19 protein-coding genes are annotated in these 20,128 nt (G+C 63.4%); 11 read left to right on the top strand and 8 right to left on the bottom strand.

What is annotated here, in order from left to right:
* Positions 1–193 precede the first annotated feature (193 nt).
* From dxs to clpS, 5 genes are all read left to right on the top strand, one after another.
* Positions 194–2,119, top strand: a complete 1,926-nt coding sequence (dxs, locus tag ACS3WB_RS13235) for a 1-deoxy-D-xylulose-5-phosphate synthase (protein WP_438275964.1) — start codon at positions 194–196, stop codon at positions 2,117–2,119.
* An 87-nt stretch (positions 2,120–2,206) separates the two neighbouring features.
* On the top strand, positions 2,207–2,941 hold the full coding sequence (locus ACS3WB_RS13230) for a TlyA family RNA methyltransferase (RefSeq protein ID WP_438275963.1): 735 nt from the start codon (positions 2,207–2,209) through the stop codon (positions 2,939–2,941).
* A 33-nt stretch (positions 2,942–2,974) separates the two neighbouring features.
* The gene (locus ACS3WB_RS13225) at positions 2,975–4,219 is read left to right on the top strand and encodes a class I SAM-dependent RNA methyltransferase (RefSeq protein ID WP_438275962.1); all 1,245 of its coding nucleotides are present in this window, start codon (positions 2,975–2,977) and stop codon (positions 4,217–4,219) included.
* Between the two features lie 289 nt (positions 4,220–4,508).
* Positions 4,509–6,191: a methyl-accepting chemotaxis protein gene (locus tag ACS3WB_RS13220; protein WP_438275961.1), complete on the top strand. Its 1,683-nt coding sequence runs from the start codon at positions 4,509–4,511 to the stop codon at positions 6,189–6,191.
* 128 nt (positions 6,192–6,319) lie between these two features.
* Positions 6,320–6,619: an ATP-dependent Clp protease adapter ClpS gene (clpS, locus tag ACS3WB_RS13215; RefSeq protein ID WP_438275960.1), complete on the top strand. Its 300-nt coding sequence runs from the start codon at positions 6,320–6,322 to the stop codon at positions 6,617–6,619.
* Positions 6,620–6,634: 15 nt separating this feature from the next.
* On the opposite strand, the gene aroC is transcribed toward clpS, so the two are convergent.
* The gene (aroC, locus tag ACS3WB_RS13210; protein WP_438275959.1) at positions 6,635–7,726 is read right to left on the bottom strand and encodes a chorismate synthase; all 1,092 of its coding nucleotides are present in this window, start codon (positions 7,724–7,726) and stop codon (positions 6,635–6,637) included.
* Positions 7,727–8,025: 299 nt separating this feature from the next.
* Entirely contained in the window at positions 8,026–8,619 is a 594-nt protein-coding gene (locus tag ACS3WB_RS13205; RefSeq protein ID WP_438275958.1) for a histidine phosphatase family protein, read from the bottom strand.
* A gap of 190 nt (positions 8,620–8,809) precedes the next feature.
* On the opposite strand from ACS3WB_RS13205, the gene ACS3WB_RS13200 reads away from it, so the two are divergent.
* Positions 8,810–9,643 (top strand): alpha/beta fold hydrolase, encoded by an 834-nt coding sequence (locus ACS3WB_RS13200; RefSeq protein WP_438275957.1) that lies wholly within the window; start codon positions 8,810–8,812, stop codon positions 9,641–9,643.
* Positions 9,644–9,725: 82 nt separating this feature from the next.
* Here the strand turns inward: ACS3WB_RS13200 and ACS3WB_RS13195 are convergent, their stop codons facing one another.
* The gene (locus ACS3WB_RS13195) at positions 9,726–10,682 is read right to left on the bottom strand and encodes a DnaJ C-terminal domain-containing protein (protein ID WP_438275956.1); all 957 of its coding nucleotides are present in this window, start codon (positions 10,680–10,682) and stop codon (positions 9,726–9,728) included.
* A gap of 242 nt (positions 10,683–10,924) precedes the next feature.
* On the bottom strand, positions 10,925–11,284 hold the full coding sequence (locus tag ACS3WB_RS13190) for an RT0821/Lpp0805 family surface protein (protein WP_438275955.1): 360 nt from the start codon (positions 11,282–11,284) through the stop codon (positions 10,925–10,927).
* Positions 11,285–11,448: 164 nt separating this feature from the next.
* Between ACS3WB_RS13190 and pdxH the strand changes: the two genes are divergently transcribed.
* Positions 11,449–12,090, top strand: coding sequence for a pyridoxamine 5'-phosphate oxidase (pdxH, locus tag ACS3WB_RS13185; RefSeq protein ID WP_438275954.1), 642 nt, complete (start codon positions 11,449–11,451; stop codon positions 12,088–12,090).
* On the top strand, positions 12,087–12,878 hold the full coding sequence (locus ACS3WB_RS13180) for an SDR family NAD(P)-dependent oxidoreductase (RefSeq protein WP_438275953.1): 792 nt from the start codon (positions 12,087–12,089) through the stop codon (positions 12,876–12,878). Before pdxH ends, ACS3WB_RS13180 begins: the two co-directional genes overlap by 4 nt.
* Before the next feature lie 39 nt (positions 12,879–12,917).
* Here the strand turns inward: ACS3WB_RS13180 and ACS3WB_RS13175 are convergent, their stop codons facing one another.
* On the bottom strand, positions 12,918–13,151 hold the full coding sequence (locus ACS3WB_RS13175; RefSeq protein ID WP_438275952.1) for a hypothetical protein: 234 nt from the start codon (positions 13,149–13,151) through the stop codon (positions 12,918–12,920).
* Between the two features lie 146 nt (positions 13,152–13,297).
* Positions 13,298–14,278 carry a magnesium transporter CorA family protein gene (locus ACS3WB_RS13170; protein WP_438275951.1) on the bottom strand — a complete coding sequence of 327 codons (981 nt, stop codon included), beginning with the start codon at positions 14,276–14,278 and terminating at the stop codon, positions 13,298–13,300.
* Between the two features lie 339 nt (positions 14,279–14,617).
* On the opposite strand from ACS3WB_RS13170, the gene ACS3WB_RS13165 reads away from it, so the two are divergent.
* Entirely contained in the window at positions 14,618–15,295 is a 678-nt protein-coding gene (locus tag ACS3WB_RS13165) for a L,D-transpeptidase (protein ID WP_438275950.1), read from the top strand.
* Between the two features lie 87 nt (positions 15,296–15,382).
* On the opposite strand, the gene ACS3WB_RS13160 is transcribed toward ACS3WB_RS13165, so the two are convergent.
* Positions 15,383–16,432 (bottom strand): extensin-like domain-containing protein, encoded by a 1,050-nt coding sequence (locus ACS3WB_RS13160; protein ID WP_438275949.1) that lies wholly within the window; start codon positions 16,430–16,432, stop codon positions 15,383–15,385.
* 128 nt (positions 16,433–16,560) lie between these two features.
* On the opposite strand from ACS3WB_RS13160, the gene ACS3WB_RS13155 reads away from it, so the two are divergent.
* Positions 16,561–18,189, top strand: a complete 1,629-nt coding sequence (locus ACS3WB_RS13155) for a fatty-acid--CoA ligase (RefSeq protein ID WP_438275948.1) — start codon at positions 16,561–16,563, stop codon at positions 18,187–18,189.
* 151 nt (positions 18,190–18,340) lie between these two features.
* On the opposite strand, the gene ACS3WB_RS13150 is transcribed toward ACS3WB_RS13155, so the two are convergent.
* Entirely contained in the window at positions 18,341–19,222 is an 882-nt protein-coding gene (locus tag ACS3WB_RS13150; protein WP_438275947.1) for a pirin family protein, read from the bottom strand.
* 116 nt (positions 19,223–19,338) lie between these two features.
* Here ACS3WB_RS13150 and ACS3WB_RS13145 point away from each other — a divergent pair.
* On the top strand, positions 19,339–20,128 hold a 790-nt coding region (locus ACS3WB_RS13145; protein ID WP_438275946.1), incomplete at its 3' end, for a LysR substrate-binding domain-containing protein.

Raw genomic sequence — 20,128 nt, 5'->3', positions numbered from 1 at the left:
CAGCTTGCAAAAATGATTGGAACGCGTGACACGATACATAGTGACGTCTATCACAGTTCTTGGATGGGGCATCAGCCAGGCTTCAAGCACGTCAGCGCGGGAAGTTTCGCGGCCCTAGGGACGTCTGTTGCGCGACGGCGCCGACGTCCTAATCTCCATTCAAGGCTTCCGGACATAAAATTGGAATGTCGCAGTGACCGATTTCAGTAAGACCCCGCTTCTCGACACCATCCGTACCCCCGCCGATTTGCGCAAGCTTAAAGTCGAGCAGGTCCGGCAGGTTGCGGACGAGTTGCGCCAGGAGACCATCGACGCGGTGTCGGTGACGGGAGGACATTTCGGTGCCGGCCTCGGCGTCGTCGAACTGACCACCGCAATCCACTACATCTTCGATACTCCGCGCGACCGCCTGATCTGGGACGTCGGTCATCAGGCCTATCCGCACAAGATCCTGACCGGCCGCCGCGACCGCATCCGCACGCTGCGCACAGGCGGCGGACTGTCCGGATTCACCAAGCGCACGGAGAGCGACTACGATCCGTTCGGCGCCGCGCACTCCTCGACATCGATCTCGGCCAGCCTCGGCATGGCGGTGGCGCGCGACCTCTCCGGCGGCAAGAACAACGTCATCGCCGTGATCGGCGACGGCGCGATGTCCGCGGGCATGGCCTATGAGGCGATGAATAACGCCGGCGCGATGAATTCGCGGCTGATCGTCATTCTCAATGACAACGACATGTCGATCGCGCCGCCGGTCGGCGCGATGTCGGCCTATCTGTCGCGGCTCTACTCGGGCAAGACCTACCGCTCGCTGCGCGAAGCCGCCAAACAGCTCGGCAAGCACCTGCCCAAGATGATCGCCGACCGCGCGGAGCGCGTCGAAGAATATTCGCGCGGCTTCATGGTCAACAGCGGCACGCTGTTCGAAGAGCTCGGCTTCTACTACGTCGGTCCGATCGACGGCCACAACCTCGACCATCTGCTGCCGGTGCTGAAGAACGTCCGCGACATGGAGAACGGCCCGATCCTGGTTCACGTCGTCACGCAAAAGGGCAAAGGCTACCCGCCTGCCGAGGCCGCAGCCGACAAATATCACGCGGTGGTCAAGTTCGACATTTCCACCGGCGCGCAGTCCAAATCCAAGCCGAACGCGCCCGCCTATCAGAACGTGTTTGGCGCGAGCCTCGTCAAGGAAGCCGAAAAGGACGACAAGATCGTCGCCATCACCGCGGCGATGCCCTCGGGCACTGGCGTCGACATCTTCAACAAGGCGTTCCCGAAGCGCACCTTCGATGTCGGCATCGCCGAGCAGCACGCGGTGACCTTCGCCGCCGGCCTCGCCACCGAGGGCTACAAGCCGTTCTGCGCGATCTATTCGACCTTCCTGCAACGCGGCTACGATCAGGTCGTTCACGACGTAGCGATCCAGTCGCTGCCGGTGCGTTTTGCCATCGACCGCGCCGGCCTCGTCGGCGCCGACGGCGCGACGCATGCCGGGTCGTTCGACAACGCCTATCTCGGCTGCCTGCCGAACTTCGTCATCATGGCCGCCGCCGACGAAGCCGAGCTGGTGCACATGGTCGCGACGCAGGTCGCGATCAACGATCGCCCGAGCGCGGTGCGCTATCCGCGCGGCGAAGGCCGCGGTGTCGAGATGCCCGAGGTCGGCGTCCCGCTTCCGATCGGCAAGGGCCGCGTCATTCGCCAGGGCAACAAGGTCGCGCTTTTGTCGTTCGGCACCCGCCTCGCCGAGTGCGAGAAGGCGGCAGACGAGCTTGCCGCGCACGGCCTCTCCACGACCATCGCCGACGCGCGCTTCATGAAGCCGCTCGACGTCGATCTGGTGATGAAGCTCGCGCGCGACCACGACGTGCTGATCACCGTCGAGGAAGGCTCGATCGGCGGCTTCGGCTCGCACGTCATGCAGACGCTGTCGGACAACGGCATGCTCGATGGCGGGCTGCGGATGCGCGCGATGATCCTTCCGGACGAGTTTCTCGACCACGACACGCCGGCGGCGATGTACGCCGTCGCGGGGCTCGATGCCAAGGGGATCGTCGCCAAGGTATTCGAGGCGCTCGGCAAGGACGTCAACACCGAAACCGTCAAGCTGGCCTGATCCGATCGGGACTCTCGCCGCGTCGCCTTTGGCCAGCTTCGGGCCGGTTGTGGCTATGGGCTGACAATGGCGAAGCGCGACAGCACGATGTCCCCTCCTCGCAAGCGCGCCGACGTCCTGCTGGTCGAGCGCGGCCTGTTCGAGAGCCGGGCGCGTGCGCAGGCCGCGATCGAGGCCGGGCTCGTCGCGGCCAACGGCAAGGCGGTGACCAAAGTCTCCGAGACCATCCTGGTGAGCGCCACGCTCGAGGCACAATCCGCGCACCCCTATGTGTCGCGCGGCGGCGTCAAGCTCGCCGGCGCGCTGGAACGCTATCCGATCGAGATCGAGAATCATGTCTGCCTCGATGTCGGCGCTTCGACCGGCGGCTTCACCGAAGTCCTGCTGGCGAACGGCGCTAGCCTGGTGTTCGCCATCGATGTCGGCCGCGATCAACTGCATCCGAGCCTGCGCGGCCATCCGCGCGTAGTGTCGATGGAGTCCACCGACATCCGCTCCTTCGAAGGCAGGCGGCTGCCTCAGCGGCCGGATGTGGTGGTGATGGATGCGAGCTTCATTTCGTTGAAGGCCATTCTTCCGGTCGCGTTGTCGCTGGCAGCCGCGCCGATGCATCTTCTCGCGCTGATCAAGCCGCAGTTCGAGGCGCCACGCGCCGCGATCAAGAAGGGCATCGTCCGCGATGCGGCGGTGCATCAGGCGGTGTGCGACGACATCGCAGCCTTTGCGGCAACACTCGGATGCACCGATATCGACGTCTTCCCCTCCCCGATCGCCGGCGGCGACGGCAACGCCGAATTCTTTCTCGGAGCGCGCCGTGGCTGATTTTCAAACGTCATCCCGGGATAGCCACATCGCATGACCGAACGCCTGATCATCGATCACGTCGGCCATCGCGGAGACGGCGTTGCGGTGACGGATGCGGGGAGCGTCTTCGTCCCTTATGCGCTCGGCGGTGAAACCGTTGAGGTCGAGCCGGCAGCCAGCCATCCCGACCGCGCGCGACTGCTTCGCATCGAGAGAAAGAGTGCGGAGCGGATTGCACCCTTCTGTCCACATTTCGGCGCCTGCGGCGGTTGCGCCATCCAGCACTGGCAGCAGGCCGCTTACCGCGCCTGGAAACGGCAGATCGTCATCGACACGCTGACGCAGGCTCGCATCGATTGTACGGTCGACGAACTGGTCGACGCCCACGGCGCGGGACGGCGGCGAATCACCCTTCATGCCCGGCGCGACGGCGACGGCAAGCTGCGCGTAGGCTTCGCCGCATCGAACAGCCACGCGATCGTGCCGATCGACGCCTGCCCGATCCTCGACCCTGCCCTGCACGGCGCGTTCGATGCGGCGCGCGAGTTGGCCTCCGTGCTGAAACCAGCGAACAAGCCGCTCGACATCCAGGTGACGGCCACGGACAACGGTCTCGATGTCGACGTCCGTGGCTCCGGACCTCTGCCGGCCGCGTTGATCGCGACACTGTCGCGCGTCGCCGAGGCGCACCGGCTGGCGCGGCTGACCCGTCACGGCGAACTGGTGCTGATGCGCGTCCCGCCGATGATCCGGATCGGCACGACCCGCCTCACGCTTCCGCCGGGCTCGTTCCTGCAGGCGACCGTCGCAGGCGAGGAAACGCTGGCGGCGCTGGTGGCCGGTCATTGCAAGAAAGCGAAACACATCGCCGATCTGTTCTGCGGCGTCGGCCCGTTCGCGTTGCGGCTCGCAACGGGGGCACGCGTCGCGGCGCTCGACAGCGATCCCGGCGCGATCGAAGCCCTGCACAAGGCAGCCGCCGCCGCACACGGATTGAAGCCGCTCAATGCCGAAGCCCGCGACCTGTTCCGCCGGCCGCTGGTGCCGCAGGAGCTACGCGAGTTCGATGCCGTGGTGTTCGACCCACCGCGGCAGGGCGCGGAGGCTCAGAGCAAGCAACTCGCCACCAGCAAAATTCCCGTCATTGTCGCAGTGTCCTGCAACGTCGCAACCTTCGCCCGCGATGCGCGCCTCCTGATCGACGGTGGCTACCGGCTCGAAGCCGTAACGCCCCTCGACCAGTTTAGGCACTCCCCGCATGTGGAATTGGTGGCGAGATTTCAGCGCGGTCGATGAACTACGCGGGGGCTTTGCAGCGATCCCCAACCCGGCCCCGCGCCACGGGTATACGTTTCGCGCGCACCTTCTGCGTGTGCAACGCAGGATTTAGGCAAGCGCGGTATACTCGTGTTTACGAACATTTCATTCAACAGGTTCATGATCCCTGAAATCAAACCCCGCTGCAGCGCAGCCGGGCAGGCGGCCTTTGAGTCGGAACGCCCCTCTTTTCGTTTTTGCGCTCCCGCCAAGCCGGTCGCCCTCAGTTTTCCGTCAGCCAATGCGGACTGCCGAAAGGGTCAGAACGATGCTTTCCCGTCTCTCAATTCGCGCCAAAATCATCTCCACGATCTCGTTTCTCCTGCTGGCCATGGCGGGAATGGGCGTGCTGTCCATGATCGAAATGGAAGCCATCCACGATCGGGCCGTCGATCTGCGGACCAACTGGCTTCCCAGCGTGCGCGAGCTCGGCGAGTTGCGCGCCGGCACCATTGCCTACGGGGCAGCAGTCCGCTCCCACCTGCTCGCTTCCGACGCCGCGGGAAAGGACGCCGCCGAGAAAACCCTGGTTTCCGCCGGAGAGGCGATCGAGAAGACCCGCAAAGCCTATGAGCCGATGATCGCCTTGCCCGAGGAGCAGCGAATCTACAAGGCATTTTCCGCGCAATGGGCATCCTATGTCGCGGACGTTCGCGACCTGCTGGCGCTCTCGCGAAAGGGCGATCTGCGGGTTAGCCTCGATATGTATGACCGCAAGGTCGACCCGGCGGGACTGAAGGCCGACGAGACCCTGCGCGAGGACATCGCCATGAACCACAGGGAAGCGGATGCCACAGGCAACGCGGCCAGTCGAAGCTACAAGTCGGCCTTCGCCATCGTGATCACCATCGTCTCGCTGGCGTTGATCTTCGGCATCGGCGTTGCAGTCTATCTGGTGCGCGATGTTTCGCGCGCGATCGCTTCGATTGTCGCGCCGATGCGCTCGCTCGGCGCCGGAGATCTGTCCGCCGTCGTTCCGCACCAGGGTGAAAAAAACGAAGTCGGCACGATGGCCGACGCGCTTCAGATCTTCAAGGACGCACTGATCGCCAAGAAGGCAGCCGACGAAGCCGCGGCGCACGATGCACAAGCCAAACTCCAGCGCGCCCAACGGGTCGAGAGCATTACCCGCGAATTCGAATCGATGATCGGCGAACTGGTGGGCTCTCTTTCATCGTCCTCGACCGAACTGGAGGCCGCGGCCAACACCCTGACGGCGACGGCCGAAATCACCGGCCGGACGTCCGGCGACGCGGCTGCCGCCTCGCAGGAAGTATCTTCCAACGTACAGTCCGTTGCCAGCGCGACTGAAGAGATCACCTCGTCGGTGAATGAAATCGGCCGGCAGGTCAACGAGGCGAGCCGTGTCGCCGGCGATGCCGTCAGGCAGGCCGAGCAGACCGACGCCAACATTGCGGACCTCGCCCAGGCCGCAAGCCGGATCGGCGACGTCGTCAAATTGATCACGGCGGTCGCCGAACAAACCAACCTGCTGGCGCTCAACGCCACCATCGAGGCGGCAAGGGCTGGCGATGCCGGCCGCGGCTTCGCGGTGGTGGCCTCGGAAGTCAAGACGCTCGCGGCGCAGACCGCGAAAGCGACCGACGAGATCAGCACCCAGATCGCAGACATGCAGGCCGCCACACGCGAGTCGGTGTCAGCGGTCCGGGAGATCGGCACCACCATCAAGACGATTTCCGAAATTTCTTCGGCCATCGCGGCCGCGGTCGAAGAACAGGGCGCGGCGACGCAGGAGATCGCCCGCAACGTCCAGCAAGCGGCCCAGCGCAGCGGCGAGGTCGCCTCCAGCATCACCGAAGTCAGCCGCGGCGCCGGCGAAACCGGCTCGGCCTCGAGTCAGGTCCTGTCATCGGCGCAGATGTTGTCCACCGAAAGCACGCGGCTGAAGACGGAAGTCGAAAAGTTCCTGGATACGGTCCGCGCTGCCTGAGCCGAAAGGGACGGCACCACCCGCCGCCCCTTTTGCGGTTGCCGCCAGCGCTATATTCTGCCGTCTTCCCTCGCGCAGGCCGGCATCGGCTTCGCGCGAAAAAGCTACAAGTCCAAGGTGCAGCCGCAATGAGCGATACCACCCTCAAGCCCCGGACCGAAATCAAGGTCGAGCGTCCGCGTCTGTACAAAGTCATTCTTCTCAACGACGACTTCACGCCGAAAGAATTCGTCGTCGCCGTGCTGAAGGCCGAATTCGGCATGACCGAGGATCAGGCGCACAAGGTGATGATCACCGCGCACCGGCTCGGTTCCTGCGTCGTCGGTGTGTTCGCGAAAGATATCGCGGAAACCAAGGCCACCCGCGCCACCGACGCCGGTCGCACCGCGGGCTTTCCGTTGTTGTTCACTACCGAGCCGGAAGACTAGCGGCTTGGAGGATTCTCAGCGCACGCCAACCTGGCCGCGATGACGCAGGAAATGGTCGGCCAGCACGCAGGCGACCATGGCCTCGCCCACCGGAACTGCGCGGATGCCGACGCAGGGATCGTGGCGGCCTTTGGTCAAGATATCGGTTTCGGTGCCATTGCGATCGACGGTCTTGCGCGGCGACAGAATCGACGAGGTCGGCTTTACCGCGAACCGCGCCACCACCGGCTGGCCGGTCGAGATGCCGCCCAGAATGCCGCCGGCATGGTTCGAGGTGAACATGGGTCCGTCATTGCCCATCCTCATCTCGTCGGCATTCTCCTCGCCGGTAAGCGCCGCAGCATCGAAGCCCGCGCCGATCTCGACGCCCTTCACCGCATTGATGCTCATCAGCGCCGCGGCGAGATCGCCGTCGAGCTTGGCATAGATCGGCGCGCCAAGGCCTGCGGGCACGCCTTCGGCCACCACTTCGATCACGGCTCCGATCGAGGAGCCGCTCTTGCGGATGCCGTCGAGATAGCTTTCGAAAAACGCGGCCTTGTCCCTGTCGGGACAGAAGAACGGATTCCTGGCGGTCTCGTCCCAGTCCCATTTCTCGCGGTCGATCTTGTGCGGTCCCATCTGCACCAGCGCGCCGCGCACGCTCATGCCCGGCACGATCTTGCGCGCGATGGCTCCGGCCGCGACCCGCATCGCCGTCTCGCGCGCCGACGAACGTCCGCCGCCGCGATAGTCGCGCAGCCCGTACTTTGCCTCATAGGTGAAATCGGCGTGGCCGGGGCGAAACTTGTCCTTGATGTCGGAGTAGTCCTTCGAGCGCTGGTCGGTATTCTCGATCAGCAGCCCGATCGGCGTGCCGGTCGTCACCTGCTCGTCGCTATCGGGATGCGGCATCACGCCGGACAGGATCTTCACCGCATCAGCCTCCTGCCGCTGCGTGGTGAAGCGCGACTGGCCGGGACGTCGCCGGTCGAGATCGCGCTGGATTTCCTCCACGGTGAGCGGCAGCAACGGCGGACAGCCGTCGACCACGCAGCCGATCGCAACCCCATGGCTCTCGCCAAAGGTCGTGACGCGGAACAGATGGCCGAAGGTGTTGTGGGACATAGCTTAAGCAGGCCCGCGATTGGATCGGTCAGAACCGATTTCTGATCGTTTGGTAACGTGCGGAGTCCGGTGCGTCAAACCCTACCCTTGAAGCCTCCGCCCTCGCCTTGCTCGGAAACCCACTCCCGCAAGGGGAGAGGTAAACGGATGCGCTCTCCAAGCTATGTGGTGGTTCAGAAGTTCGCTTCGAGTGTCTCGGCGAGTCCGCCAAGCGAACTTCTGAACCCAAACCACACTAGAATCATAGAGTTGGTAGTGTCCCTTTGATTCTAGGGTATGCGAACTTCGGAATCGGGACATTAGCTATGCTTCGTCAATCCGTCCTCGCGCAGGACATACACCGCGCCCTGCTCGATCCGCAGACTGGCGGCAGCTTGCGGTGTTTCAAGGCCGAGTACGACCATCAGCGCCCGAGCCGTGCCGCTATGCGCAACGGCGACGGTGCCGGACTTCAGCGAGCGATACCAGTCGCGCAACCGCGATGTGGCGGAGGCGTAGCTTTCGCCACCCGGCGGCGCCACGCTCCATTTGTCGGCCTCCCGAGCCGCGAACACATCGGGATGGGCAGCCTTCATCTGTGCCAGCGTCAGGCCCTCCCAGTGCCCGTAACCGACCTCGCGCAACCGGTCATCGACCGAATAGTCGTGCGGCGGCAGGCTCAGCACGCCGCGCATCAATTCCATGGTGCCGCGCGCACGTGACAGCGGACTCGTGACGAAGCCCAATCCAAGGGGATCATGACCCTCGCGCGCAAACAGCTTGCACAGAATGTCGCCCGCCTTCACCGCGTCTGCGCGGCCGAGATCATTGAGCGGAATATCCTGCAAGCCCTGGAAGCGGCCATCGGCATTCCATTCGGTCTTGCCGTGGCGGATGTAATAGATGGTATGCATGTCAAGAGGATAGGATCTGGCATCGGCGAAGCTGGGTGCGGGATATACACCATTTCGGCCCGACGAAATACGTCAGCGGCGATACGCCGCCTGACTGCGGCCACGGCATCAAGAACGAAGACATAAGCCTCTTTCCCAGCCGATACATTTTGGTCATGGTCCCGCCGCGACATCTCGCGGAGAGGGACTTATGACAACGACCGGAAGCATCACCACGGACGCGGGCCGGATCGCGTACCGGCAATCCGCCGGCACCGGCAGCGCCATCGTTCTGGTTCACGGCAATTCGTCGTCGTCGAAGGCTTTTGCGCGACAATTGGATGGAAATCTCGGCGGGGCGCATCGCGTGATCGCATTCGACCTGCCGGGACATGGCGAGTCCGACAACGCGGCCGATCCCGACTCTACCTACACCCTGCCGGGCCATGCGCGAGTGCTGCGCAATGTCGCCGAGCACCTGGATGCAGCGGACGCAATTTTCGTCGGCTGGAGCCTCGGCGGACATATCGTGCTGGAGGCCGCACCCGACCTGCAGCAGGCCAAGGGTTTTGCGATCTTCGGTACGCCGCCGTTTGCGTTTCCGCCCGCGGTCAAGCAGGCGTTCCTGATGCACCCGGCGATGGCCTGCACCTTTGCGCAGGATCTCGCCGAAAAACAGGCTAAAGGCTATGTCGCCGCGGCTTTCAGGCCGGGCATCGGCGACCTGCCGGCTTTCATGATCGACGACGTCCTGAGAACGGACGGCCACGCCCGCAAGACTCTCGGCGCGAGCATCACGCCGCAGGGCTTCCGTGACGAGGTCGAGGTTATCGCCAGCCTGACCCGGCCGCTCGCGGTTTTGCACGGCGCGGAGGACCAACTCATCAACGGCGATTACGTCAAGTCGCTAGCGATACCGACGCTGTGGCGCGGGGCAGTCCAGAGTATCCCCGACGCCGGCCATATTCTGCAGTGGGAGCAGGCGGAAACCTTCAACGCGCTGCTCAATGCGTTTGCCAGCGACTGCGAACGACAAGAAGGCTAAATACTTTTCCAGTCATGCCAAATTGGCGAACGCGGGTGCGAACGGAGCACACAAACCGCATCGATGCTTTCGCTCGAATACTCTATCCCTGATCGCGGCGTGGATCGTAGGGATGCACGTCGCGCCACTTCTCCATCAAGTCCTCGAGCTCGGCATCGTTGCCGTCGGGCAGGATGATGCGCGTGGTGACGAGCAGATCGCCGGACGCGCCGTTCCTGGAAATGCCCTTGCCCTTGAGACGAAAGGTGCGACCGCTCGAGGTATTTTTCGGAATCGATAATTCGACCGCGCCGCCAAGCGTGGGCACCCGCACCTTGCCTCCCAGCACTGCCTCGTAGAGCGTGATCGGCAGGTCGGCGCGCAGGTCGCTGCCGTCGACCTTGAAAAAGGGATGCGTCGCCACAGTCACCGAGATCAACAGATCGCCGGGGCGGTGGCCGGGCGCGGTGTCGCCCTGCCCTCTCAGCCGGATCTGCTGGCCGGTGGTGACGCCGGCCGGAATCCTGACGTTGAGTTCCCTGCCGCTGGGCAGGCGGACGCGTTTCTCGCCGCCCTTGACCGACTCCTCCAGCGACACCGTCATGGTGACGTTGAGATCGAGATCGGGCGCGCCAAACGTGCTGGTGTCAAAGTCGAACTGCGCGCCGCCGCGGCGTCCGCCCCGCCCCCCGCCACCGAACATGGTGTTGAGGATGTCCTCAAATCCGCCGGCGTCAGCGCCCGGACCGCCGCCACCGCCGCGAAAGCCATACTGCTCGAAACCGCCACCGGGCCGCGCGCCGCGCGGACCGCCTCCGGGGAAACCCTGAAAGCGCGGCTTTCCGTCGGCGCCGATCTCGCCGCGGTCGAATTGCTTGCGCTTGACGTCGTCACCGAGGATCTCGTTGGCGGTATTCACCTCCGCGAAGCGTTCGGCGGCCTTCGGATCGTTCTTGTTGGCATCGGGATGATGCTTCTTCGCGAGCTTGCGAAAAGCACTTTTGATCGCCGCCGCAGTGGCGCCCCGCTGCACCCCCAAGACCTCATAGGGGTCGCGCATCCGTCTCAGTCTCCTTCAGGAAATTCGGAATCATGGGCCCCCTGACCCATGTGCCTATCATCTGGGGCATACGTGGCATTTTTGCAACGGGCTGGCGAGCCATTCGTCCCCGCAATCTATAGCGCTTTGCGAAGCATGTCGCTTGCCCCGAAGGACGGGTATCGCTCGCGTCGAGAAAACACGCCAAGACAGAACCAAGACAAAAGCTGAGCCCGGCTTTAAGGCCGTGGACCGCAACGGCGCTAGCTTCGCTGCCAGGGTTTGATCGACTGGATTTCCCACCGGCCGCCACCGGACCTGCAGGCTGCGCCCTGCAGCCAGCTTTCGGAGTTTCCGTTAACGTAACTCGCCAAAAAATCGCGGCAGGTGCGACCCTCGGCCATATAGGCCTGTGCCAGCGGCGTTACCGAGCCGCGCGCCCCGGTCGAGGGATTTTCCCATGGCTGGCTCGCGTCCTTGCTCCCCTTGGTCAGCACGTCGGAGGCGGCCGTGCGGGCAAAGGCGAGATCGGTATCGGTCGGCCCGGTCCGTGCGGACCCTACAATCGACCCGGTGGCGTCTCCGGCGGTCATCTGCGCGAAAGTCCCGTCGTTGCGCGCCAAACTGCAACCTCCGGCCGACGCCCCGATCAGAATTGCCGTGACCATCGCCACAGCGGACCTGATCGCGGATAGGCCAACGCGCAGACGTGCCCTATATAGGTTTGCCCTGTATAAGGACCGCAACGGGCTTTCGACGACAGACCGGCGCAACCTGGACTCCCCGCATGAACGACACCACGGACATCAAGGACACAAGCCAGTTAACGTCCGGTGATTTCACGGAGGCCGCGGAACCGTTCGCGCTATTCGCCACATGGTTCGCGGAAGCCGTCGCGGCGGAACCGAACGACCCCGACGCCATGGCCCTCGCCACCGCCGACGCCGACGGCATGCCCGATGTGCGCATGGTGCTGATGAAGGGCTACGATGCGCGGGGCTTCGTGTTCTACAGCCATATCGCCAGCGCCAAGGGCCGCGAACTCGCTGCGAATCCCAAAGCGGCGCTGCTGTTTCACTGGAAGTCGCTGCGCCGGCAGGTTCGCGTGCGCGGGCCGGTGACGCCGGTCACCGATACTGAGGCCGACGCCTATTTTGCCACCCGTCCGAAGCAGGCGCAGATCGGCGCCTGGGCAAGCAGGCAGTCGCAGCCGCTGGAAAGCCGCCTTGCTTTTGAACAGGCGATCGCGAAGGAAGCAGCGAAATATCTCATCGGCGCTGTGCCGCGGCCACCGGGCTGGAGCGGCTGGCGGATCGTCCCCGTGCAGTTCGAATTCTGGCACGATCGCCCGTTCCGCCTGCACGATCGCATCGAGTTCCGCCGCACGGCGCCTGACGCGCCGTGGATCAAGACAAGGCTGTACCCATGACCCCGGACAAAGCAAACCCTCGAACCGATATGGCGACGGCGGTGGACCCCAACGCACCGCGCCGCACGCTGCTGTTGACCGGCGCGAGTCGCGGCATCGGCCATGCGACCGTGATCCGCTTTTCCAGCGCGGGATGGCGCGTCATCACCTGTTCGCGACATCCTTTTCCGGAGCAATGCCCGTGGGACGCCGGGCCAGAGGATCACATTCAGGTCGACCTGTCCGATCCCGAAAATACGATGCAGGCCATCCAGGAGATTCGATCCCGGCTCGAGGGCGGCAGGCTGCACGCGCTGGTCAACAATGCCGCGATCTCGCCGAAGGGCGAAGGCGGCGCGCGGCTTGGCTCGCTGACCACCGACATGGAAACCTGGGAGAAGGTATTCCGCGTCAACTTCATGGCGCCGATCATGCTGGCGCGCGGGTTGATCGGCGAATTGAAGGCCGCGAAAGGTTCCGTTGTGAACGTCACCTCGATCGCCGGCTCGCGTGTGCATCCCTTCGCGGGCGCGGCGTATGCGACCTCGAAAGCAGCGCTGGCCTCGCTGACCCGTGAGATGGCGGCCGACTTCGGCCGTATCGGCGTGCGGGTCAATGCGATCGCGCCGGGAGAGATCGACACCTCGATCCTGTCGCCAGGCACCGAGAACATCGTCCAGCGGCAGATCCCGCTGCGTCGTCTCGGCACGCCGGACGAGGTGGCGAAGATCATCTACGTGCTGTGCACGGAGACGAGTTCATACGTCAACGGCGCGGAAATTCATATCAACGGCGGCCAGCACGTTTAACTTTCTCACCATCCCCTTGAGGGGGAAGGTGAAGCAAATTCACTCCGCACAAAACCGGCGGGGCGGCGCGCGCAATGCAGGCGTCCCGACGCCCGCGCTGGAACAATCGTCGTCGCTCTCGCCATCGAGCAGTGCGGCGCCGCAATGCCGGCATGTACGCATGGAAGCAGGCGAACGACGCACGGCTTCGTTGTCTGAACCGAATCTACGCAACTGTTGATAGCTGCGAAAATCGAGGATGGTGCAATCCTCTGTTATGATTTTCTCAACCATTGTGGTCCCCGTGAGTTCATTCACAGGTTATGGCAGCAATCTTTTTTGAAAACCGTTCAGGCGAACGCTCAAATTTTACGAGGAAAAATGTGGCGGACGTTGCGCGACCTGCAATCACGCAAAATTCCGCATTGCCGAAAACCCTCTCACAGCCACTTCTTCCACTTGAAGATCATGTAGGGCAGCACCGCGGCGATCACCATCATGGCGAGTGCGAACGGATAGCCGTGCGGCCAGTCGAGTTCCGGCATCATCTTGAAGTTCATGCCGTAGACCGAAGCGATCAGGGTGGGCGGCATCAAAACCACCGCCATCACCGAAAACAGCTTGATGATGTTGTTCTGCTCGAGATTGACGACGCCGAGCATCGCATCGAGCACGAAAGTGATCTTGTTGGACAGATAGGAAGCGTGATCGGTCAGCGACGCCACGTCGCGCTGCATGGTCTTGAGCTGCGCGCGCATCTCCTTTGACCATTTTATGCTGTCGGATTCGGTGGCGACGAAGGTGACGAGACGGCCGATCGAGACAAGACTCTCGCGGACCTTCGAGGTGAGGTCGCCCTTGCGGCCTATCGCGATCAGGATTTCGGAATAGCGCTTGGCGTGACCGGTGCGCGCGGATTCGTCCGGCTCGAAAATGTCGTGGCTGACCTGATCGACGTCTGCGCCGGCGCGCTCCAGGATGTCGGCGCAGCGGTCGATCACGGCGTCGAGCAGTTCGAGGAGCACACCCTCGCCGGTCAGGCCCTGTACGGCTGCGCGCGCGAGCTTGTTCTCCACCAGCGTGAACGGTTTTGGCGCTTCGTAGCGCACGGTGACGAGGCGATGACGGGACAGGATGAAAGTGACGGGGGTGATGCGCGGCGCGCCGGTTTCGCTGCCGCACATCAGGCTCGCAGTCATGTAACGCGCCCCGTTCTCGAGATAGAGACGGCTGGAAATCTCGATTTCCTGCATATCTTCCCGGGTCGGCACAGCGACCCCGGCCAGCCGCTCCACGGCGCGATCCTCGTCGGCCGTCGGCTTTTCGAGATCGATCCACACCGCGTTCTCCGGCAACGCGGCAAGATCGGCCGGACTGGTCTTCAGGAGGGCGGTGCCGGCCGGCGCGAAGATCGAGAGCATGGCACCCCTCCGTGGAATGACGGCGTGGATTCGGTGTGAACACGGAGTGCGCAAATCACGTCGATTTGGCAAGCCGCAAAGGGCCGCCGCGGCGGTCGGGATGCCATTGCCCATGTGCCGCGGCAATGCACGCGTCCTGCCTTGCACGGAGGGAACGGCGGCAACATCCAGCGGCGAACAGGAATTTTGCGGCAAAAATACCACAGACACGACGTTGCGTGGCGACAGAAGCTTCTAAGTGCTGGAGTTTCAGGGAAGTTTGACAATAATGAGTCGCAGAGGAATCGTGGCGTCCGGGTGCGAACGGTCATGATTCAATGGGGTATTTGGAAGACAACAATGTCGCCTTTTCGGGTTACGCTTGGAATTCTGGCCGCGGGCCTGATGCTGTCGGGCTGCATGCAGGCCACGCATTACGAGGCCGCCAGCACCAGCAACTTGAAGCCGCGCGACAAGGAATTGCTGTCCAAGGTCTCCTACGTGAAGACGCCGGTGGCGGAGCCCTTCCGCCGCGCCATCGTCGACTATCATCGCAAGGAAGCGCCGGGCTCGATCATGGTCGATTCCGACAACCATTATCTCTATTACGTGCTCGATGGCGGCAAGGCGATCCGCTACGGCATTACCGTCGGCGAAGAAGCGATGGCCTGGTCTGGCATCGCGAAGGTCGGCGCCATGACCGAATGGCCCGCCTGGCACCCGACGCCCGGCGAGATCGAGCGCCTCGGGGTGCCGAAGTTCGTGCCTCCCGGTCCGGACAATCCGATGGGATCGCGGGCGATGTATCTTTACGTCAACGGCAAGGACACGCTGTTCCGCATCCATGGCACCAACCAGCCGGAATACATCGGCGCTTCGATTTCCTCGGGCTGCATCCGCATGACCAACGAGGACGTCATCGACCTCTACAACCGCGTCAAGCTTGGAACGGTGGTCGTTGTGCTTGAGCCCCATCACGGGGATTCGCCGTACAGTTCCAAGATGGCGTTGCAAGGTGGCGGCGGCAGCTTCAACTGATCGAAGCGGTTCTGAAATTGCGAAAAGCGCCGGCTTGCCGGCGCTTTTTTGCTGCCGGTGTCACGATCGGGTGCGAAGCGCATCGCTTCACTCGAGCAGCGACCTGAGAAACGGCGGCAGATCGGAATGCCGCTTGCGCTTGCGCTTCACAGGCTTTGCGGTTGAAAGCCGCGTTGACGCTCCTGAAGCGGATGGTGACGGCTTCGACGCATCTTTCGCCGCCTTGCTGGCGGCCGCAGGTCGCTTCCGGGGTTCAGGCACTGCCTCCGTTGGCGGAGCGACAGGCGCGGCTGGTGAGGCGGAGCGGGGCGCCACCGCATGCTCCCGGAACGCCTCCGGCGCGCCGCTCTTCTCGTCTGCCGTTTCGCGCGGCGATGCTTCCGCCGGGCGTTCGGTCGGCAGCAACGGCGCCACCGCGGGCATCGGATCGTCAATTCCCCATTGGCAGATCCGGTAGCCGTTCCGCCGTTCGGCGAGATCGAGATGGATGTGGTCTTCGTGGTATCCGTCCGACCCCGGTCCCAGCACGGTCATGAATCGCATGCAGGCTGACTTCATCATCGTTTCACGCAACTCGTGCGAAACGTTACGATCGGTCAGCCCAATCGTCCGGCCGTTGGCAAGCTTAATCGCACGAATATCGAGCGCATTGGCGCGCCCGTGCTCGGACAATTTTGCTCCGGCGACCCGATTGCGTCCCCGGCATTCGAACGAATCGAAATTGTCGAGTTCGCTTATACGGCTTCCAAGCCCTTCCGCCAGCGACGCCATGTCGGTGCGAATCCAGTCGGCGATTGCCGAGGCCATTGTACAGCGCAGCGTGGCGGCCGGCTTGACAGGGACACGGCTCCGGTCCGCCAGCACAACCGCCTCGAGGCGGACCAGATCATCACCCCCGCACGCGCTCGGCCCGGTGATTGCCGGAAGGCTCGGAGCGATGGCCACCGCATCGGTCAGCGCCAGACGGCAGGCGGAAGGCGCTGGTGAAGCCTCAGGCATAGCCGGCGCAGCCTCTCTCGCCTGCCTGTCTTCCTGTTGGCCCGCAGGCGCCCACGCGGCCGGGCGAGGCTGCGGCAACGGAATCCTCACTCCTGCCAACGCCGTCGCCGGCATGACAAGTGCGGCAAGCGCAACCATGGCCAATCGGTCGCGGCTCACGCCTGCACAAGATCGTATGCGACGTGCCGTCCTCACGTTAAACTTGTTCATGCCGATCCCTGCGAGGCCACGATAACCGCCGGGCGCTGATCAGAAGGAATGTTCGAATGCGGGGCTTGATGCAGGACTGGCCCTTGCTGTGTCATCGGATCATCGATCATGCGGCGAAGGTTCACGGCAAGCGCGAGGTGGTGACGCGATCGGTCGAAGGCCCGATCCACCGGACAAACTATATTGAAATTCGCCGCCGCGCGCTGAAACTCGCACAACGGCTCGACCGCGAAGGCATCAAGCTCGGCGACCGCGTCGCCACCATCGCATGGAACACCTGGCGTCATCTGGAGACCTGGTACGGCATCATGGGCATCGGAGCCGTCTGCCATACCGTCAACCCCCGCTTGTTTCCGGACCAGATCGCCTGGATCATCAACCATGCTGAAGACCGCATCGTGATGACCGATATCACGTTCCTCCCCGTCCTGGAAAAGATCGCCGGCAAGCTGGCGAGCGTCGAACGCTACATCGTTCTCACCGACAACGCACACATGCCGCAGACCAAGCTGAAAAATGCGGTCGCATACGAGGACTGGATCGCGGAAGTAGACGGCGACTTCGGCTGGAGAATGTTTGACGAGAATACCGCGGCGGGGATGTGCTACACCTCGGGAACCACCGGCGATCCAAAGGGAGTTGTGTATTCGCATCGTTCCAACGTGCTGCATTCGATGATAGCGAACAACGGTGACGCGCTGGGCGCGGCATCGAAAGATACAATGCTGCCGGTGGTACCGCTATTCCACGCCAATAGCTGGGGAATCGCGTTCTCGGCGCCGTCCATGGGAACCAAACTGGTGATGCCCGGCGCCAAGCTCGACGGCGCATCGATATTCGAATTGCTGTCGACGGAAAAGGTCACGTATACCGCGGGCGTGCCCACCGTATGGCTGATGCTGCTGCATCACATGGAGAAACACAACCTCAAGCTCCCGGACCTCAAGGTTTTGATCTGCGGCGGCTCGGCGATGCCGCGCTCGATGATCAAGGCTTTCGACGACATGGGCGTCGAGGTTCGCCATGCATGGGGCATGACGGAAATGTCGCCGCTCGGCACGGTGGGCGCGCTGCAGGGCCAGTTCTGCCATCTCGAGGGCGACGCCAAGCTCGACCTACTGCAGATGCAGGGCTACGCGCCGTTCATGGTTGAAATGAAGATCACGGACGACACCGGCAAGGAATTGCCCAGGGACGGCAAGGCCCCTGGCCGGCTCAAGGTGCGAGGTCCCGCGATCTCCGGCGCCTACTACCGCATCAAGGACGATATCCTCGACGAACAGGGATTCTTCGACACCGGCGACGTCGCCACCATCGACGAGCACGGCTACGTGCGGATCACGGATCGATCGAAGGACGTGATCAAGTCCGGAGGCGAATGGATCTCGTCGATCGATCTGGAAAACCTCGCGGTCGGCCATCCCAAGGTCGCGGAAGCCGCCGTGATCGGCATGCCCCATCCGAAGTGGGGCGAACGGCCGCTCCTCATTGTTCAGGTCAAGGAAGGCGAGAGCCTGACGCGCGAGGAAATTCTCGGGTTCATGAACGGCAAGATCGCCAGTTGGTGGATGCCCGATGACGTCGTCTTCGTCGACAGCATTCCCCATACCGCCACCGGAAAGATCCTGAAAACAGCGTTGCGCGAGCAGTTCAAGGATTACAGCCTGCCGACGGCGGCAGCATAAGTCGCCGCCATCAAGGACAAACAAAGTCCGGGCATTTTTTACCGCGCAGGCGTCCCACCATCTATCTCGCAATCCCACCATGGTGAAGTTGTTAGGTGGGCGGGCGAAGAAAAGCGGGAAGCGGCGTACCGCCTCCCGCACGGTGGTTCGGTCAGGTGTCAGTCGCGACCGGTTCCAGGGTGCTGAAGCGGCCGCTCTGGAAATCGATCATGGCCTGACGAATTTCACCCTCCGTGTTCATGACGAAGGGACCGCGCATCACCACCGGCTCCTCGATCGGTTCGCCCGAAAGCACCAGCACCGAGGCTTCGCCGTTGGCTTCCAGCCTCACTTCGCCGCCGCTGCGGTCGAGCAACGCGAATTGCGCTTCCCGCGCGATCTCGCCGCCGTTGATCTGCACGGTGCCTTTCAGCACCACGACCGAGACGGTATGTCCCTCGCGCGGCCGAAGCGTCGCAACGCCGCCGCGGTTGAGCTTCACGTCGTAGATGTCGATTGGCGTGAAGGTCTTCGCCGGTCCCTTGCGGCCGTCGAACTCGCCCGCGATCACCCGCAGCCTGCCGGCGCCGTCCGGAAGATCGACCGCTGGAATGTCGGCGTCGAGCAGGGTCTGGTAGCCGGGATCGGCGTTCTTCGCCTTGGCCGGAAGGTTGACCCAGAGCTGCACCATCTCCAGCGTGCCGCCCTTTCTCGTAAAGGCGCGCGAGTGAAACTCCTCGTGCAGGATGCCTGAAGCCGCCGTCATCCACTGCACGTCGCCCGGCCCGATCAGCCCGCCGTTGCCGGTGGAATCGCGGTGCTCGACCTCGCCCTGATAGACGATCGTGACGGTCTCGAAGCCGCGATGCGGATGAACGCCCACGCCGCGCGGCTGCTCCGCCGGGGCGAAATTCGCCGGGCCGGCATAGTCCAGTAGCAGGAACGGACTGACATGGTCGCCGTGGCTGGCGTGCGAGAATAGCGATCGCACCGGAAAACCGTCGCCCACCCAATGCTGCCGGGGACCGCTGAAAACACCGAGAACCTTTCGCATGATGAATCTCCATTGCGCGACCGGGATCGATCGCCTGTTGCAAGGATGATATGATCGAGACAATTCCCCCGGTAGCTGCCACTATTGCGCCTCAGTGTCCTATAATTGAGACAATGATGCAGGATCTTAACGATCTCTATTTCTTCGTGCAGGTGGTCGATCGCGGCGGGTTCGCGGCCGCCGCCCGCGCGCTGGGGATGCCGCGCTCGCGGTTGAGCCGCCGCATCGCGCTGCTGGAGGAACGACTGGGAGTACGGCTGATCCAGCGCTCGACCCGGCGCTTCAGCGTCACCGAGATCGGGCAGGATTATTACCGTCACTGTGTCGCCATGCTGGTTGAAGCCGATGCGGCGCAGGAACTGATCGAGCGTTCGCGCACCAAGCCGCAGGGCATCGTGCGCGTGAGTTGTCCGCCGCCCCTGCTCTACTTCCAGGTCGGCGAGATGATCGCCCGCTTCATGGCCGAGTGCCCGGACGTCGAGGTGCATCTTGAAAGCACGCCACGCCGGGTCGACGTAATCGCCGAGGGCTTCGACATCGCGCTGCGCGTGCGCTTTCCGCCGTTGGAAGACAACGATCTGGTGATGCGGGTGCTGGCGGAAAGCACGCAGCGGCTGGTGGCGAGTCCGGCGCTGTTGGAGAAGCTGTCTCATCCGCCGGTTCCGGCCGATCTCGCCATGTTTCCCAGCATCGGCTGGGGACCGCCGCATCAGCGGCATGAATGGTGCCTTGAGGGTCCTGACGCCGCCACCGCGCTGATTCCGTACACACCAAGGCTTATCACCGAGGACATGGTGGCGCTGCGCTTCGCGGCTTTACGCGGCATCGGCGTCGGACAGTTTCCGACCATGGTCGTGAAGGCCGATCTCGACTCGGGCGCGCTGGTGGACGTGCTGCCGCAGTGGA

This window comes from Nitrobacter sp. (assembly GCF_051535215.1).
Taxonomy (GTDB): Bacteria; Pseudomonadota; Alphaproteobacteria; order Rhizobiales; family Xanthobacteraceae; genus Nitrobacter.
This window is presented reverse-complemented; position numbering and strand designations above follow the sequence as displayed.

Coding starts and splice junctions, on each gene's coding strand:
- ACS3WB_RS13230 (WP_438275963.1), top strand. CDS start 2,207: ATGTCCCCTCCTCGCAAGCGCGCCGACGTCCTGCTGGTCGAGCGCGGC.
- ACS3WB_RS13225 (WP_438275962.1), top strand. CDS start 2,975: ATGACCGAACGCCTGATCATCGATCACGTCGGCCATCGCGGAGACGGC.
- ACS3WB_RS13220 (WP_438275961.1), top strand. CDS start 4,509: ATGCTTTCCCGTCTCTCAATTCGCGCCAAAATCATCTCCACGATCTCG.
- clpS (WP_438275960.1), top strand. CDS start 6,320: ATGAGCGATACCACCCTCAAGCCCCGGACCGAAATCAAGGTCGAGCGT.
- aroC (WP_438275959.1), bottom strand. CDS start 7,726: ATGTCCCACAACACCTTCGGCCATCTGTTCCGCGTCACGACCTTTGGC.
- ACS3WB_RS13205 (WP_438275958.1), bottom strand. CDS start 8,619: ATGCATACCATCTATTACATCCGCCACGGCAAGACCGAATGGAATGCC.
- ACS3WB_RS13200 (WP_438275957.1), top strand. CDS start 8,810: ATGACAACGACCGGAAGCATCACCACGGACGCGGGCCGGATCGCGTAC.
- ACS3WB_RS13195 (WP_438275956.1), bottom strand. CDS start 10,682: ATGCGCGACCCCTATGAGGTCTTGGGGGTGCAGCGGGGCGCCACTGCG.
- pdxH (WP_438275954.1), top strand. CDS start 11,449: ATGAACGACACCACGGACATCAAGGACACAAGCCAGTTAACGTCCGGT.
- ACS3WB_RS13180 (WP_438275953.1), top strand. CDS start 12,087: ATGACCCCGGACAAAGCAAACCCTCGAACCGATATGGCGACGGCGGTG.
- ACS3WB_RS13175 (WP_438275952.1), bottom strand. CDS start 13,151: ATGGTTGAGAAAATCATAACAGAGGATTGCACCATCCTCGATTTTCGC.
- ACS3WB_RS13170 (WP_438275951.1), bottom strand. CDS start 14,278: ATGCTCTCGATCTTCGCGCCGGCCGGCACCGCCCTCCTGAAGACCAGT.
- ACS3WB_RS13165 (WP_438275950.1), top strand. CDS start 14,618: ATGTCGCCTTTTCGGGTTACGCTTGGAATTCTGGCCGCGGGCCTGATG.
- ACS3WB_RS13160 (WP_438275949.1), bottom strand. CDS start 16,432: ATGGTTGCGCTTGCCGCACTTGTCATGCCGGCGACGGCGTTGGCAGGA.
- ACS3WB_RS13155 (WP_438275948.1), top strand. CDS start 16,561: ATGCGGGGCTTGATGCAGGACTGGCCCTTGCTGTGTCATCGGATCATC.
- ACS3WB_RS13150 (WP_438275947.1), bottom strand. CDS start 19,222: ATGCGAAAGGTTCTCGGTGTTTTCAGCGGTCCCCGGCAGCATTGGGTG.